The 14,699-nt window shown below is 43.3% G+C and carries 14 protein-coding genes; 7 read left to right on the top strand and 7 right to left on the bottom strand.

The features are described from left to right. Positions 1–146 precede the first annotated feature (146 nt). Positions 147–1,475 carry a pitrilysin family protein gene (locus JGK20_RS04540; RefSeq protein WP_293229521.1) on the top strand — a complete coding sequence of 443 codons (1,329 nt, stop codon included), beginning with the start codon at positions 147–149 and terminating at the stop codon, positions 1,473–1,475. Positions 1,476–1,718: 243 nt separating this feature from the next. Beyond that, positions 1,719–2,747, top strand: coding sequence for a C39 family peptidase (locus tag JGK20_RS04535; RefSeq protein ID WP_293189462.1), 1,029 nt, complete (start codon positions 1,719–1,721; stop codon positions 2,745–2,747). Between the two features lie 379 nt (positions 2,748–3,126). Here the strand turns inward: JGK20_RS04535 and nadC are convergent, their stop codons facing one another. Beyond that, positions 3,127–3,984: a carboxylating nicotinate-nucleotide diphosphorylase gene (gene nadC / locus JGK20_RS04530; protein ID WP_293229518.1), complete on the bottom strand. Its 858-nt coding sequence runs from the start codon at positions 3,982–3,984 to the stop codon at positions 3,127–3,129. Between the two features lie 24 nt (positions 3,985–4,008). After that, positions 4,009–4,284, bottom strand: coding sequence for a hypothetical protein (locus JGK20_RS04525; protein ID WP_293229515.1), 276 nt, complete (start codon positions 4,282–4,284; stop codon positions 4,009–4,011). Between JGK20_RS04525 and JGK20_RS04520 the strand changes: the two genes are divergently transcribed. Together JGK20_RS04520 and JGK20_RS04515 are read left to right on the top strand one after the other, a co-directional pair. Then, on the top strand, positions 4,268–4,477 hold the full coding sequence (locus JGK20_RS04520; protein ID WP_293229513.1) for a DUF2281 domain-containing protein: 210 nt from the start codon (positions 4,268–4,270) through the stop codon (positions 4,475–4,477). The two genes, JGK20_RS04525 and JGK20_RS04520, sit on opposite strands and share 17 nt — an antisense overlap. Before the next feature lie 52 nt (positions 4,478–4,529). Beyond that, complete coding sequence (locus JGK20_RS04515; protein ID WP_293216815.1) at positions 4,530–6,974, top strand: hypothetical protein; 2,445 nt, start codon at positions 4,530–4,532, stop codon at positions 6,972–6,974. Positions 6,975–6,990: 16 nt separating this feature from the next. Here the strand turns inward: JGK20_RS04515 and JGK20_RS04510 are convergent, their stop codons facing one another. The 4 genes from JGK20_RS04510 to sufR form a co-directional block, all read right to left on the bottom strand. Continuing rightward, positions 6,991–7,401 (bottom strand): transcriptional regulator, encoded by a 411-nt coding sequence (locus tag JGK20_RS04510; protein ID WP_293216812.1) that lies wholly within the window; start codon positions 7,399–7,401, stop codon positions 6,991–6,993. Between the two features lie 40 nt (positions 7,402–7,441). Then, positions 7,442–7,660: a DUF2283 domain-containing protein gene (locus JGK20_RS04505; RefSeq protein WP_293175366.1), complete on the bottom strand. Its 219-nt coding sequence runs from the start codon at positions 7,658–7,660 to the stop codon at positions 7,442–7,444. Positions 7,661–8,057: 397 nt separating this feature from the next. Continuing rightward, a complete protein-coding gene (locus JGK20_RS04500; protein ID WP_293229511.1) occupies positions 8,058–8,465 on the bottom strand; it encodes a hypothetical protein in 408 nt (135 codons plus the stop codon). A 132-nt stretch (positions 8,466–8,597) separates the two neighbouring features. After that, entirely contained in the window at positions 8,598–9,287 is a 690-nt protein-coding gene (sufR, locus tag JGK20_RS04495; protein ID WP_293229508.1) for an iron-sulfur cluster biosynthesis transcriptional regulator SufR, read from the bottom strand. 356 nt (positions 9,288–9,643) lie between these two features. On the opposite strand from sufR, the gene sufB reads away from it, so the two are divergent. The 3 genes from sufB (at position 9,644) to sufD (ending at position 13,557) form a co-directional block, all read left to right on the top strand. Beyond that, on the top strand, positions 9,644–11,086 hold the full coding sequence (sufB, locus tag JGK20_RS04490) for a Fe-S cluster assembly protein SufB (protein WP_293229506.1): 1,443 nt from the start codon (positions 9,644–9,646) through the stop codon (positions 11,084–11,086). 360 nt (positions 11,087–11,446) lie between these two features. Beyond that, entirely contained in the window at positions 11,447–12,238 is a 792-nt protein-coding gene (gene sufC, locus JGK20_RS04485) for a Fe-S cluster assembly ATPase SufC (protein ID WP_293175376.1), read from the top strand. After that, positions 12,235–13,557, top strand: a complete 1,323-nt coding sequence (sufD, locus tag JGK20_RS04480) for a Fe-S cluster assembly protein SufD (protein WP_293229503.1) — start codon at positions 12,235–12,237, stop codon at positions 13,555–13,557. The genes sufC and sufD overlap by 4 nt, the downstream gene beginning before the upstream one ends. 449 nt (positions 13,558–14,006) lie before the next feature. On the opposite strand, the gene JGK20_RS04475 is transcribed toward sufD, so the two are convergent. Beyond that, positions 14,007–14,606 carry a TerD family protein gene (locus JGK20_RS04475; RefSeq protein WP_293229500.1) on the bottom strand — a complete coding sequence of 200 codons (600 nt, stop codon included), beginning with the start codon at positions 14,604–14,606 and terminating at the stop codon, positions 14,007–14,009. Positions 14,607–14,699 lie beyond the last annotated feature (93 nt).

The following is a 14,699-nucleotide window of genomic DNA, read 5'->3' as shown; positions in this document are numbered from 1 at the left end:
GAAACCGGGTTTTTAGCCATTTGGTGCGTCCAAGAGTGAAAAACCAGAACGATCGCAGTTTTTATAGCCAATGGCAGATGCCAAATGCCCGATCCCTTCGTAAAAGACCCTTTAAGATATAGATAACAAGATAATTTTAAAAGCGCATGACATCAACCCTACTCAAAGCCTCCTCCAAATCGCCCCTCAACGCCCCAACAGTGCGCCATTTCCCCAACGGCCTCACAGTTATAGCCGAACACTTGCCGGTCGATGCCGTTAACCTCAGCGTGTGGATGAATTTAGGCTCAGCCGTTGAATCCGACGAAATCAACGGTATGGCGCACTTTTTAGAACACATGATTTTTAAGGGAACTCCCAGCATTCCGAGCGGAGAATTTGAGCGGGCGATCGAACAACGCGGCGCTGTCACCAATGCAGCTACCAGCCAAGATTACACGAACTATTACATCACTACAGCTCCTAAAGATTTTGCCGAACTAGCTCCCCTCCAAGTCGATGTCTTGCTCAACGCCAGCATTCCCGACGACGCCTTCGATCGCGAACGGCTGGTAGTATTGGAAGAAATTAGACGATCGGAAGACAATCCGCGCCGCCGCACCTATCAGCGATCGATGCAATTAGCCTTTGAAGTCCTGCCCTACAAACGACCCGTACTCGGCCCGACTTCCGTCATCGAAAATCTTACCGCCCAACAAATGCGGGATTTTCACAGCAGCAGATACCAGCCAGGGGCGATGACAGCAGTCGCTGTAGGTAACTTGCCGGTCGATCGACTAATTGAAATTGTCGCAGAAAGTTTTGCCACCAAAAGCACAGCACAAAACAGCACCATAAATCTGCCCGCCGTCAGCAGCTTTCACCCAGAATCGGAAATTCTCAACTACGGCCAAGAATCGCCATTTACCGAAACAGTCCGCCGCGAATTTGTAGACTCAGCCCTCCAGCAAGCTCGACTGATCGTCATGTGGCGGGTGCCCGGTTTCGTGGAAATGTCTGAAACCTATGCCCTCGACGTTTTGGCGACAGTCTTGGGCCACGGGCGCACAACTCGCTTGGTTAAGGATTTGCGCGAAGACAGAGGGCTAGTCTCGTCAATTTCTGTCAGCAACATGACTCAGCGACTCGGCGGTGTATTCTCGATTTCTGCTCAACTAGCGACAGAAAATATAGAAGAAGTGGAAGCAGCTATCGTCGGACACATCCGCACTCTACAAACCGAACTGGTGACAGATGCCGAAATTTCCCGCATCCGCACCCAAGTAGCAAATCGGTTTATCTTCGGTAACGAAACTCCGAGCGATCGAGCAAGTTTGTACGGTTACTATCAGTCGATGGTAGGAGATATCGCTCCCGCCCTCAACTACGCAGCCTGCATCCAAGCTCAAACTGCGGAGGATATCCGGGAAGCCGCCGTCAAATATCTGTCTCCCGACGCGATGGGTGTGGTGGTAATTCGCCCCAGCGAAGCATAAAATCGACTTTTTGCTAAACAGCGCGATCGTTTCATGGCTAAGCTAGGGAGACTTGCAACGGCACCAAAAAGTTAAATCACCGTCATGTTTAATTAGAGAATACTCCGTCAAGTCCGATCGGCTGTCGCCTTAAAGGTTTGTATCGAATCATGAATACAAAGCCCTTAAGGTGCGGACGATCGGTAAAATTGCCGTAAATTTCTGAGAGGATAAACTTGGAATCATTGAAGCGCGCAGGGAATCATGAAATTACAAAACTTTCTCAAGTCAAAAATTAGGTATGATTCTAGGGCGATCGCTGCGGACGACGAACTGAGCCGCCAAATTCAAAGTCGCCTCATTGACCTAGGTTTACTGAAACCTCCAGTAGACGGCATCTTTGGCCCTCTTTCTACCGCAGCCCTCCACCGATTTCAAACCCTGATGAAGTGCGGCGAGCCGGGTTTTTTGGGAGCAATCACAGCCCAAAAGCTGATCGAAACCAAACCGGCGGACATTCCCAAACCTCGCCCCATCCTGAAAATCCTCAAAGACACAATTTTTAAATCAAAACCGCTGGCGTCTTCTCAACTTCAGGAAGCGGAAAAACAAGTAATCCCAGCGGGAAAAGAGTTTGAACTGCTGGCTTTTGCTCCGATTCGCGGCCATATTAGAGTTGCTCTCCGCAACGAGTCTTTCAAAGGTTCAGGGATTTGGTATGTTTACGGAGGACACGCTCAAGTTACTCTAGACGGCGTTTTGCTGTATCCCAAACCGAATCCGCCGACTGTCAGACTGGGCATTCCTTATCGATCGCAAATGGATAACTTGTACAATCCTACAGGTTCTTGCAATGTTACTTCCATCGCGATGTGTTTGGACTTTTTGAGAGTTCCCCGGCGCCAAAAAACCGGACAATATGAAGATGAACTCTACCAATATGCGATCGACAAAGGTTACAGTCGCTGGGAACCGAGAGATTTAGCCAAAATTGTTAGAGATTACGGCGCTCAAGATTACTTTACCGAGAATGCAACGATTGATGACGTTCAAGATTGGCTCGCCAGCGGAAATCCCGCTGTCATCCACGGATACTTCACATCTTTCGGTCACATTATAGTTGCCACAGGCTACGACAGCGAAGGATTCTTCGTTCACGATCCCTATGGCGAATGGTTCCCCACGGGTTATGACACAACTGTCAGCGGTTCTTACTTGCACTATTCCTATCGCTTAATCCGCAGCGTTTGTATGGCTGATGGGAATTTTTGGGTGCATTTTATCTCGAAGTAGTTATTGGTTATTGGTTATTTGTTATTTGTTATTGGTAATAACTAACCAATAGAACCCTCCCAAAATGCCAATTTTGAACAGGCAGGATGCCTGTTCCACAACAATTATGGGAGATGTCTAATAATTGACTGTTAACAGTAGTCAGTTGATAGTTGTAAACCGGAGTATCTCATTTTTATAAAAAGCATTTGTCTTATTATAGTGCTGTCCCCGCTCGCGTATTGTACAATACGCGAGCGGGGACGCTCGCACTATAGATAAAAAACGCGAGCGGGGACGCTCGCACTATAGATAAAAAACTGAGATGCTCCCACTGACAACTGTCAACTGTCAACTGTCAACTGTCAACTGTCAACTGTCAACTGTCAACTGTCAACTGTCAACTGATTTTCATACTTAAATCCAGCCAAGTCGATCGCGTAATTGGAGCACTCGTAGAAATATAGTCAACTCCGGTTTCCGCCACACTCCGAATAGTTTCCAAAGTCACATTCCCGGAAGCTTCAATTTTTACCCGATCGCTCTTTTCGCGAATTATTGCCACAGCCTGCCGCATCAAATCGAAGGACATATTATCCAACATGATAATATCCGCCTTGTGCTGCAAAGCTGTCTCCACCTCCGCCAGAGTTTCCGTTTCAACTTCGATTGTCAGCGGATAGGGGATAGAATTGCGAATTAGGGCGATCGCCTCTGCAATTCCCCCAGCCGCCGCAATGTGATTATCTTTAATCATCACCGCATCATCTAATCCCATCCGGTGATTGCAAGCACCGCCGATTTGAGTCGCGTATTTTTCCAACAATCTCAATCCTGGTGTTGTCTTGCGGGTATCCACCAATTGCACGGGCAAATCGGCAATTTTGTCAACATATTTCTGAGTTAAAGTAGCGATGCCGCTCAAACGCATTGCCAAGTTTAATGCTACTCTTTCTCCCGTTAGCAGCGCATCGAAATTGCCGGAAATCTCGGCGATTACTTCTCCTTTTTCGCACAGTTTCCCTTCGGGTACTTGGGGGATGAAACTGAGGCTGCTGTCTAAAAGTTTAAATGTGCGATGTGCGATCGGCAATCCGGCTATGACTCCAGCTTCTTTGACTATCCATTTAGCAGTACCCTGGATGCTGGCTGCGGGAAATAAGGCCGATGTTGTGCGATCGCCCCTACCGATATCTTCTAGCAGCCAGTTGTGCAGTAGGGAGTCTAAAACTATCCAAGGTGGCAATATTGCTTTCATGTTTTCTTTCTATTAATTGACGCATCAAAACCAAAGAAACCGGGTTTTTGCCAGAGAATCTGGCTGTAACAAAGCATCTCGGAAAAAACCCGGTTTCTGACTACCCGTGCGTCTAGGACTGCTACTAGGAAGAATAGTCGATCGGGTAATTTTCGGCAAGTTGCAGAATGATGATGGTGTTAGTGCGATTTTGGGCGATCGGGCCAGATAATCGGCTATTCTGTTGCTGACATTGGGTTTTGGTGTTTTAATGGAGTAGAAAGGGCGATCGCGAGTAAAAACAATGATACAGCCAGTCATTTTAGAAAAATTAGCAGAACTCCCTGAGTCTCTTCAGACAGAAGTGCTTCATTATATTGAGTTTTTGCTCGAAAAACAGGCTAAAAACTCAACTCAAGAAAAGCCAACAAAGCGAGGTGGGCTTGGAATTTGGAAAGGTAAAATCTGGATGTCTGATGATTTTGATGAACCTCTCGAAGATTTAAAGGATTAATTGTTGTAATTGGTAATATGGTAAATGCGAACGTCTACTAAAAATAAAAACTATGTATTTCTCTGAAAAAGAAGTTACCTTAAATCTTACCTCTCGTCCCTTACGACTTGTTTATTTAGTTGGCAATCGAGAGGAGTTTCAAAATGCAGTAAAGCTTTATACTCATATCTGGGGAGGATTAACTAACACAATTATACCAATTCATGAAGAAGATCTAGATATTAATTTATTAAAAAATAAAATTATTTTGATTAATCCTGATTTTATTTTTAGATCAACCACAAATATTTCTGAAGCTATATCTACAAATCTTAAGGAAATTCTACCAGTCAAAATTATTAATATTGACACAGAAAAAATTCAGAAACATATTGAGGGAACAGAATTAATTAATTTGCCACATTATTCTGCTAGAGCTAGGCATTTTACAGCAAAATTATCTCATATTGTTTCTGTACTTCAAGAGATTTACGCTAACCCTCTACCTGACAGTCATATTTGGGGTATAGAACAAGGCAATAGTTTTGACTTTGAGCTATCAATTCAGTATGGAAAGATATCGACTATGTATAGAAAATATTTAACAGAACATTTAGCAGCTAATTTTTTAAGATTACCCCAAAATTTTGAAGAATTAGTTAAAAGTAGCTTGTTGCTTGCAAGCAGCTATAATCCTATTTGTTTAACAGAAATTAAAATTAGTAAAAAACAACCATTGGATAACCCAATTCAACAACTAATGGATTGTTCAAGCCTACTAACTATTTTTTTGGGTGATGACCAAGATATTGATATTGCTGCTGCTTATTGGAATACTCGTTCTTTCGGTCTAGAAAACACGAATAAGCTTTATTTGCCGAAATCAGAAGTGCTAGATAATATCGAGCGATTAACTGCACTAATTTTGGAATGTATGCCTTCGATAGCAGAAATATTAATTGTTATTAATACAGACCTAAAAGAGGCAGAAAATTTAGCACAGCAGGTATACCAAGCTTTTGTTAGAGTTGTTCCTCATTTCAGACTAGAAGTTATCTATCAAAATTTTCATTTAAATTTTTTCAGAGGTCAAGCTTACAGCGGGAATCCTATTAATACAACTTATATTAAATTTGAAGATGGTTCGATTCGCTTTAGTCCTCCAGTACCAATAGGGCATCAAAATAGAGAATTTTTGTTTGGCTGGGAAGCCGAAGTTCGTTTAGCATCAAGCAGGCGGTTATTGCTACCTATTAACAAATCGTCTGCCGTTTTTCTATCGAATAGTCAGCATCAAATCGAATGGGCAGATAAAAATCCTGATAGAAGCGAGCTTAAAGGACTATCAACCAGAGCGAGTAGTAAGGGAATTACTGGAACTATAAGCTATAAAAACGACTGCTGCCTTTATATTCCTACTGACGAAATGGTAATTAGCCAAAGATTTAAGGATGCTGGTTTAAAAATTGAAATTAATGAACATACCCGCTATGCGAAGGGGTTTATTAAACGTTTTGGAGGTTTCAGAAAAACAATTGCTTTTGTCAAAAATAATGGTTTAGGAATCAGCAAAGCATTAGAACGTCGAACACAGGAAAACAATCGACAAGTTAAGCAAGGAGGGGTGAAGTTAGGAGAAATTTATCGATGGTTGGCTGAAAATAGAAAGATAACCAACAAAGAAGTAAGACAAATTGTTAAACAACAACTTCCTTTATTACTATCAGCCGGATTAGTTCGTCGTGGTTATGATTTACCTTGTCCTCATTGTAATTTTAATGATTGGTATGCAATAGAACGAGTACAAGAATTTATTGACTGTGTGGGCTGTGCCGAATCTTTTCAGATTCCAGAACTGGAGAAGATAGACTTTACCTATAAGCTGAATGAATTAGCTTCACACTTTTTGAGGAGTGGAGGTGATGCTGTACTTATGACTGCTGCTGTTCTGTATCAACTAATGCCTTATAGCTGGATGCAGTTTGGAGGGAATATTCATCGCCAACGTGAAAAAAATGGTTTTGCCGAAATAGATGTAATTGGGTTAGAAGCAGATACTTTGGTATTAGCCGAGTCGAAATCTTATAGCCACATTGAACAACAGCATCTCGAACAAATTAAAGAGTCTTTGAAAAAGACAATAGAAGTAGCTGCTTTAGTCAAAGCACAGGTTGTTTTACTGAGTATTACTACAGCTTCATCCAACTCAGAGTTACATACTTTACATACTTTAGTAAGTGAAATTTCCGATGAAGCTAAAGATTCTGGAATTGGTGTACATTTAGCTATAAATGGAAAATTGCATCCTTGGGGGAAAGCAGTAGGAACTGAACCCTACAATTTTCGTGACTGTTTAGAGGAACTAAAAGTTGATATAGAAACTCCAGAAGAACAGGTATTAAGTGTTGTTGTAGGAGAATTACCAGCTCAGCGATCTTTTTTTAGCGAGCCATTATTTGATGATGAAGCTATGCAGCGTTGGTGTTTGGAATTAGGAGGTAATCAAGCCAATCCATAAATATTACCGATCGCACTTAAAGCAAAAAACTCATATCAACTTGGAAAAAATCAGCTAACTTTCTGGCTTCATCTATTTCGATCGCCCTTTCACTAACAAAAACTTTCTCAACCTCAGTTTCCGTTCCCAAAACAGGAATCAAATCAGATTTGTCCAAATCTCTCGCATCCATTAAATGTTGCAACATTGAAGCAGCATTTCCTGCGGGAATTGGATAATTTTCAGCTTCAAACTTTTCAATCAGCGTTATCAAAAGCTCCAGAAATAGCTCTTCCTCCAGCGATCGCATAGGGCCGTGTTCCAGTTCGCAAGCAAGAGCGATCGCGGCATCATTTTCTGCTTCATTTGCGATCGGTTTTGGTTGATACCGAACAAGTAAATCTGTATAAGATTTTGCATCAAAAGTACGGATCATTTTTCCACTCATCCTTACTTAGATTTGCATAGGTAGCGATCGCTCTTTCTATTTAAGCTACAGTAAAAGCTATATTTTCTAGCACTACATTAGGTACATTTCCACTACCTAAAACCTGTTTAGCATCTAAAACTTCTATCCCTACCAATAACTCATTTTCCCCAATATTTAAAGCAATTTCGTCAGTTAACTGTAAAGTTCGGCACTCATGCTTACCTTCTACAAGTCTAATGTATAGAGCGTCAATTTCGGAATCATAACTAATCTTCATAAAGTTTTACCTCTTATTCTTCAGTCCGCGAAGGCGGACTTCGTTTGTGTAGAAGCGGTTTCAACCGCCGAGTGATAAAGATAATGACTAACAACCGCCATAGCAACGTTTAACAACCGAGTTCGGGATGGATCGGAGTGGTTCCATTACATCATAAGCACCAGGAAAGCTTTGAAAACTTTGAATCCTGTGTCTGCGTTAAATTTGATGTTTTGCATCTCTTTCGCTCGACATCCATTACATTACCAAACTCCCCTAAGTTTGTCAACCCCTTTTTGAAAGATTTTTTGCTGAGATGTTGCACCTTTCTCACTGAACAGGCAAGATGCCTGTTCCACAAAGACACAAAGAGTAAATTTTCTTGTGGGGTGGGCATCCTGCCCGCCCATCAGTCCTATCACAAATCCAAAAACGCCGCATCCACACCCTGTTCTCTGCGAATCTTCCCATCCTTTACAAACCACGCCACAACCTGCTTAACTGTTAATTGCTCGATCGCCCCTCCAACTTCCACAGCAATTTGCCTCAAAGGCCGCAAAGACGCAACCACCAAATTCGTAAAAAAGTTTTCAAAACTAGCATCAACTTGAATTGACTGCTGAATACTCTCATCATTCTTAACCCAATCCATCACCTGCCCATTAGTCACCTCAGCCACCGGCAAACCAGTCTCCCCAGCAATTTGCTTCAACACCCTCAAAGCATAAATTGCCAGCCGCGCCGAAAACTTTTCCTTCGACGACAACAGCGCCATATCAACTTCCGCACACTCTTCCGGCTTTAAAAAATCAGCTAATGGTTCCATAGTTATTAGTTACTTGTTATTTGTTATTTGTTATTTGTTATTTGTTATTTGTTATTTGTTACTTGTTACTTGTTATTTGTTACTGCTAATCCATGACATCCGTGACATCCGTTAAATCCGTTACAAAATCCGTTACAAAATCCGTTGCCGAACTTCCTTCCTTGCAATAATCAAATAACCGCAGCGGTGTTCCCCATCAATAATCCAGTGAGTGCGCTCTATCGTACAATCCGGCAACACAGCAGCAAACATCTCCAACTCATTACCACAAACACTCGGAAAAGTTTCAGCCACATTAGAAATAGCACAATTGTGTTCCATAAACACAAATCGATCGCCCTTATCGCGATCGCACAAATCATCATCCACAGAATCTACAGGATACCACTCAGCCATGTAACCTTCATCCCTGCGAAGCTCCATCAACCTAGCCACCCGCTCTTGCAGCGAACCCGCACCCATCACCCTGCGGTACTCCATCGCCTTACCTTGCCACTGTTTTCGCAGGATAGAAATCACTTGCTCGCGGCCAACAGTCTCAGCCAAAGTATGCAGAAAAGAAACCGCAAAATCGCCATAACGATTCGGGAAGCGATCGCGCCCCAGACTGGTAAGCTCATAAATGTGCTGCGGTCGCCCCATCCCAGCCTGAACCGACCGATACTGAATCAGCCCCTCCCCCTCCAAATCCTTCAAATGACGGCGAATCGCCTGGGGGCTGACATCCAAAGACTCCGCCAACTGGAGAGCCGTCCCTTGACCCCCCTTGAGCAAAAACTGCAAGATGTCTTGTTTAGTGGAAGTCTGCTGAGTCTGCATCATCTTCACAAAAAAATATTTCTGAGACTTTGACAATATCACTATTGTTAATGTAGCTTAAAATATAGTAAAGCAACAGATTTGTTGTTTAACTCAACAGAGCAGTCCAGCAAAACTCGCTCAAGCCCAGACAGCCAACCAATTTTGGATTTACGATTTTGGATTTTAGATTTACTCCACCCGCTCAGTGTGAAGCTTAGAAATTTTAGATTTACTATTTACGATTGTTCCGTCCTTAAAGGACAGGGCTTGCACCAAGATTCCCCAATCCAAAATCCAAAATCTAAAATCTAAAATTCCGTTGATTGCCCGTCTGCCATCTTTGAGAGCATTATCTAGAACACTGAACACGCAAAATAATGAGTTCTACCACAGCCCAAACCCTAGTCAACCAGCCCTACAAATACGGTTTCGTCACCGACATCGAGTCAGACACCATCCCTCGCGGCTTGAGCGAAGATGTAGTGCGGCTGATTTCCTCCAAGAAAAACGAACCGGAATTCTTACTGCAATTCCGCCTCAAAGCATACCGCAAGTGGCTGACCATGACCGAGCCGACCTGGCCTCATGTCAACTATCCCGCGATCGACTACCAAAACATTATCTACTATTCCGCGCCCAAACAAAAGCCCAAAAAGCTCAACAGTTTGGACGAAGTTGATCCGACACTATTAGAAACCTTCGAGAAACTCGGCATTCCCCTATCCGAACAAAGACGGCTGGGAAATGTCGCCGTCGATGTTGTTTTCGACAGCGTTTCAATTGCCACAACCTTTAGAGAAAAACTAGCAAAAGACGGCGTTATCTTCTGTTCAATCACAGAAGCCGTCAAAGACTATCCCGAACTAATCGAAAAATATCTTGGCACTGTCGTACCAGTCGGCGACAACTTTTTCGCAGCCCTCAACTCCGCCGTATTCACCGACGGTTCCTTCGTTTACATTCCCAAAGGCGTCAAATGCCCAATGGAATTGTCAACCTATTTCCGCATCAACAACGAAGATTCCGGCCAGTTCGAGCGCACCCTAATTGTTGCAGAAGAAAACAGTTCTGTATCTTACCTGGAAGGCTGCACCGCACCGATGTTTGACACCAACCAACTGCACGCCGCCGTCGTCGAATTGGTAACAATGGATAATGCCGATATCAAATATTCAACAGTGCAAAACTGGTACGCCGGCGATGCTAATGGGAAAGGCGGCATTTACAACTTTGTGACAAAGCGCGGTTTGTGTCAAGGAGTCAATTCCAAGATTTCTTGGACACAAGTAGAAACCGGTTCCGCGATTACTTGGAAATATCCCAGTTGCGTGTTAGTTGGTGACAACTCGGTGGGCGAATTCTACTCGGTAGCGCTGACAAACAACAAGCAGCAAGCTGATACCGGCACCAAAATGATCCACGTCGGCAAAAACACTCGCAGCACGATTATTTCCAAAGGAATTTCGGCGGGGAATTCTTCTAACAGTTATCGCGGCTTAGTGAAAATGGGGCCGAGTGCGAAAGGCGCTCGCAATTATTCCCAGTGCGACTCGATGCTGATTGGCGATAACGCTCAAGCGAATACTTTCCCTTATATTCAAGTGCAGAACCATACTGCTAAAGTGGAACATGAAGCCTCGACTTCTAAGATTGGGGAAGAGCAATTGTTCTTCTTCGCGCAGCGGGGAATTTCCGCAGAAAATGCCATTTCGATGATGATTAGCGGTTTCTGCAAAGACGTTTTCAATCAGTTACCGATGGAATTTGCTGCGGAAGCTGATAAGCTGTTGAGCCTGAAACTCGAAGGAAGTGTCGGGTAGAACTCACATCTTGCACTATTATCAAAAAACCTGTAGGGGTGGGTTCACCAAAAACCTTAAAAGGTGCAAACAGGTTAAATAAACCCGCCCCCACCCACCAAAAAGCCCCTGATAGAACTCACATCTTGCGCCATATATCAAACACCTGTAGGGGCGGGTTCACCAAAAACCTTAAAAGGTGCAAACAGGTTAAATAAACCCGCCCCCACCCACCAAAAAGCCCCTGATAGAACTCACATCTTGCACCATTATCAAAAACTTGTAGGGGCGGGTTCACCAAAAACCTTAAACGGTGCAAACAGGTTAAATAAACCCGCCCCCACCCACTGTAAACTGCATTGAGGCCAAGGAAAAAAAGAGATGATTGTTGAAAATAGTCCAGTAATTCTATCCGTCCGCAATTTAACTGCGAATGTTGAAGATACCCAAATCCTGAAGGGTTTGAACCTAGAAATTAAATCCGGCGAAATTCACGCCATCATGGGCCCGAACGGTTCAGGGAAAAGCACATTATCCAAAATATTAGCCGGCCATCCCGCTTATACAGTAACAGGTGGAGAAGTGACATTTTTAGGGCAGAATCTACTGGAATTACCGCCAGAAGAACGCTCTCTGGCTGGTGTGTTTCTAGCATTCCAATATCCTTTAGAAATTCCCGGCGTTAGCAATGTCGATTTCTTGCGCGTGGCTTACAATGCTCACCGCAAACATCGTGAATTGGAAGAATTAGATGCTTTTGATTTCCAAGATTTAATCGAGGACAAGCTGGATATTGTTAAGATGAATCCGGCTTTCTTGAGCCGCAGCGTAAATGAGGGTTTTTCCGGTGGTGAGAAAAAGCGGAATGAGATTTTGCAAATGGCGCTGTTGGAACCGAAGTTAGCTATTTTGGATGAGACTGATTCTGGTTTGGATATCGATGCTCTCAAAATTGTTGCTGGCGGTGTGAATCAGTTGTCAAATGCTGAAAATTCGATGTTGGTGATTACTCACTATCAGCGGTTGTTGAATTACATTATCCCTGATTTCATTCACGTCATGGAAGCTGGTAGAATTATCTTAACTGGCCCGAAAGAGTTGGCGCTGGAATTGGAAGAGCGCGGTTATGACTGGGTTGTGGAAGAAGAAGCAGCAGGAGTTGGCGCGCGATGATAAATACTCAGGTTGCTACTAGGGAAATGTTTTTGGCTGATTTGGTTAATCAGTGCGGTAAGTTGGAGGTTGCTAATAGCGAAAGTTCGACTTACGGGTTGCAGGATTTGCGGGATGCGGCGACTGAATATGTGCTGGCTGCGAGTTTTCCAACTGTGAGGGATGAGGAATGGCGCTTTACTGATTTGTCGCCGGTTTTGCAAGTTCCTTTTCATGTACCGCAGAGCAATCAGTCAAATGTTAAGCTGACTGATATTATTATGCCTGTGAAAAATCGGGATGATTTACCATTAAGATTGGTATTTGTTAACGGTTTTTATGCGCCGGATTTGTCAACGGGGAATTTGCCGGACTTTTATGTAGGTAATCTATCCAATGTACCGGAAAAATATCGATCGCGCATCACCGATGTTTTGAGCAAGCACAAACAGCAAACTGAAGTGTTCACAGCCTTGAATACTGCGGGTTTGGTGGATGCTGCGGTGGTGTTCGTACCGGCTAATATGTCGATCGACCTTCCGATTCATTTGCTGTTCTTGACCGCACCAGGTGCATCTGGGACGATGTGTCAGCCGCACTGCTTAATCATAGCTGAGGCTGGCAGCAACATCACTGTCGTTGAGGATTACGCAACTATCGGCAATGTACCCGCTTTTACGAATGCTGTGACGGATGTTGTTGTCGGCGAAAACGCCACTGTGAATCATGTTCGGCTTCAGCGCGAAGGTTTGGATGTGGTGCATATTGGCAAAAGCGCGATCGAGCAAGCGCGCAATAGTCGTTATACTTGTCATGCTATCAGTTTGGGCGGCAAAATATCGCGGCACAATTTAGAAGTATTTCAGCGCGGCGAAGGCACCGAAACAACTTTAAACGGCTTAACCGTAGCCTTTGGCGAACAGTTGGCGGACACTCACAGTTTAATCGATTTCAATCATCCCCACGGCACAAGTCGGCAATTGCACAAGTGCATTGTCGGTAACAAAGCCCGCGCCGTATTTAACGGCAAAGTTTTTGTTCGCAAAGCCGCACAATTAACAGATGCCGGACAATTGAGTCGGAATTTGTTGCTGTCGCCGAGAGCACGTGTCGATACAAAACCGCAGTTGGAAATTGTGGCGGATAACGTTAAATGTTCCCACGGTGCAACTGTCAGCCAGTTGGAAGATGATGAACTTTTCTACTTGCAAAGCCGCGGCTTAGATTTAGAAAGAAGTCGCTATTTGCTGATTGATGCTTTTGCGGCGGAAATGCTCAATCAATTGCCGATTGTTGGAGTGGCAAAAATGCTTTCTACCTGCATGGCTATCCAAGAATAACTGATTGGTTAGCATACAAATTAGGACACAGCAATGCTGTGTCCCTACCCATAAATCTTGTACAATTTTCAACAAATCTGTAAGGGCGGGTTCACCAATCACATTTACTTCCCACAAACAATCTATATAAACCCGCCCCACCACCACAGACAACCTAGATAAACATAGATTTTTATTTAAATCAAAAATTGTGGTTGTCAATTTTTGATTTATTCAACTAAATGTAATCCCCGTCTGTTTTACCAGAAAGAATTGGTTTCAAGCCTCTCTCCCTTGTAGGAATAAACTAAAATCAGACTATTCATTGCTCCTATCTTTTTCCTTCTAGCTCAAGTGCTGTCAACTGTCAACTGTCAACTGTCAACTGTCAACTGTCAACTGTCAACTGAATGAAGGCGGGTATATGTGAAAAGATGAATTATCTTTTGAACACAAGTGAAGCTTTTTATTCACCGCATAAACGAACCGACAACACCGTTCAAATCTTCAGCCAAAGGATTTCCCAAGGCCTTAAATTTCCACTCGCCACCTTCTCGATAAACTTCTCCCATCAACATATTTAATTTGCCTTCATAGGAAGGATCGCTTGACAAGCGATAGCGAGCAATTTCTTTTCCGGCTGCATCTACAGCCCTCACAAAAGCATTTTCTACCATGCCAAAATGCTGTTTTCTGTTTTTTCCATCGTAAATATTTACGCCCAAGATAATTTTGTGATATTCTGCTGGTAAAGAGCTTAGTTTCACAAATATTTGTTCGTCATCTCCGTCTCCGGCTCCGGTGAGATTGTCGCCGGAATGAACAACTGTTTTATCCTTCGACTCTAAATGAGAGTAATAAATTACATCTTCTTTGTAAGTTTTTAATTTGCCATTTTCTCCCAGCAACAAAGCGTAGGCATCTAAGTCAAAATTTGCACCGCTGCTTCTACCGAAAAGACCTGTTTTAGCTTGCGCTACATCCCAGCCCAAAGCTAATGTTAATCGGGATAAGTCGAATTCACTTTTGCTGAGTACGATCGATTGTCCTTTTGTCAAGTTAATAGCCATATCTTTGTAATTGTGTAAGGTTTATCGTGCAATACAGTTCTGATCGGATTTAGATTGAAACCGCGCCTATACAAACAAAGCTCGATATCAGCG

Origin of the sequence: Microcoleus sp. PH2017_05_CCC_O_A (genome assembly GCF_020738785.1) — a bacterium.
In the GTDB taxonomy this organism is placed as follows: Bacteria; Cyanobacteriota; Cyanobacteriia; order Cyanobacteriales; family Microcoleaceae; genus Microcoleus.
This window is presented reverse-complemented; position numbering and strand designations above follow the sequence as displayed.

Coding starts and splice junctions, on each gene's coding strand:
- JGK20_RS04540 (WP_293229521.1), top strand. CDS start 147: ATGACATCAACCCTACTCAAAGCCTCCTCCAAATCGCCCCTCAACGCC.
- JGK20_RS04535 (WP_293189462.1), top strand. CDS start 1,719: ATGAAATTACAAAACTTTCTCAAGTCAAAAATTAGGTATGATTCTAGG.
- nadC (WP_293229518.1), bottom strand. CDS start 3,984: ATGAAAGCAATATTGCCACCTTGGATAGTTTTAGACTCCCTACTGCAC.
- JGK20_RS04520 (WP_293229513.1), top strand. CDS start 4,268: ATGATACAGCCAGTCATTTTAGAAAAATTAGCAGAACTCCCTGAGTCT.
- JGK20_RS04525 (WP_293229515.1), bottom strand. CDS start 4,284: ATGACTGGCTGTATCATTGTTTTTACTCGCGATCGCCCTTTCTACTCC.
- JGK20_RS04515 (WP_293216815.1), top strand. CDS start 4,530: ATGTATTTCTCTGAAAAAGAAGTTACCTTAAATCTTACCTCTCGTCCC.
- JGK20_RS04510 (WP_293216812.1), bottom strand. CDS start 7,401: ATGAGTGGAAAAATGATCCGTACTTTTGATGCAAAATCTTATACAGAT.
- JGK20_RS04505 (WP_293175366.1), bottom strand. CDS start 7,660: ATGAAGATTAGTTATGATTCCGAAATTGACGCTCTATACATTAGACTT.
- JGK20_RS04500 (WP_293229511.1), bottom strand. CDS start 8,465: ATGGAACCATTAGCTGATTTTTTAAAGCCGGAAGAGTGTGCGGAAGTT.
- sufR (WP_293229508.1), bottom strand. CDS start 9,287: ATGATGCAGACTCAGCAGACTTCCACTAAACAAGACATCTTGCAGTTT.
- sufB (WP_293229506.1), top strand. CDS start 9,644: ATGAGTTCTACCACAGCCCAAACCCTAGTCAACCAGCCCTACAAATAC.
- sufC (WP_293175376.1), top strand. CDS start 11,447: ATGATTGTTGAAAATAGTCCAGTAATTCTATCCGTCCGCAATTTAACT.
- sufD (WP_293229503.1), top strand. CDS start 12,235: ATGATAAATACTCAGGTTGCTACTAGGGAAATGTTTTTGGCTGATTTG.
- JGK20_RS04475 (WP_293229500.1), bottom strand. CDS start 14,606: ATGGCTATTAACTTGACAAAAGGACAATCGATCGTACTCAGCAAAAGT.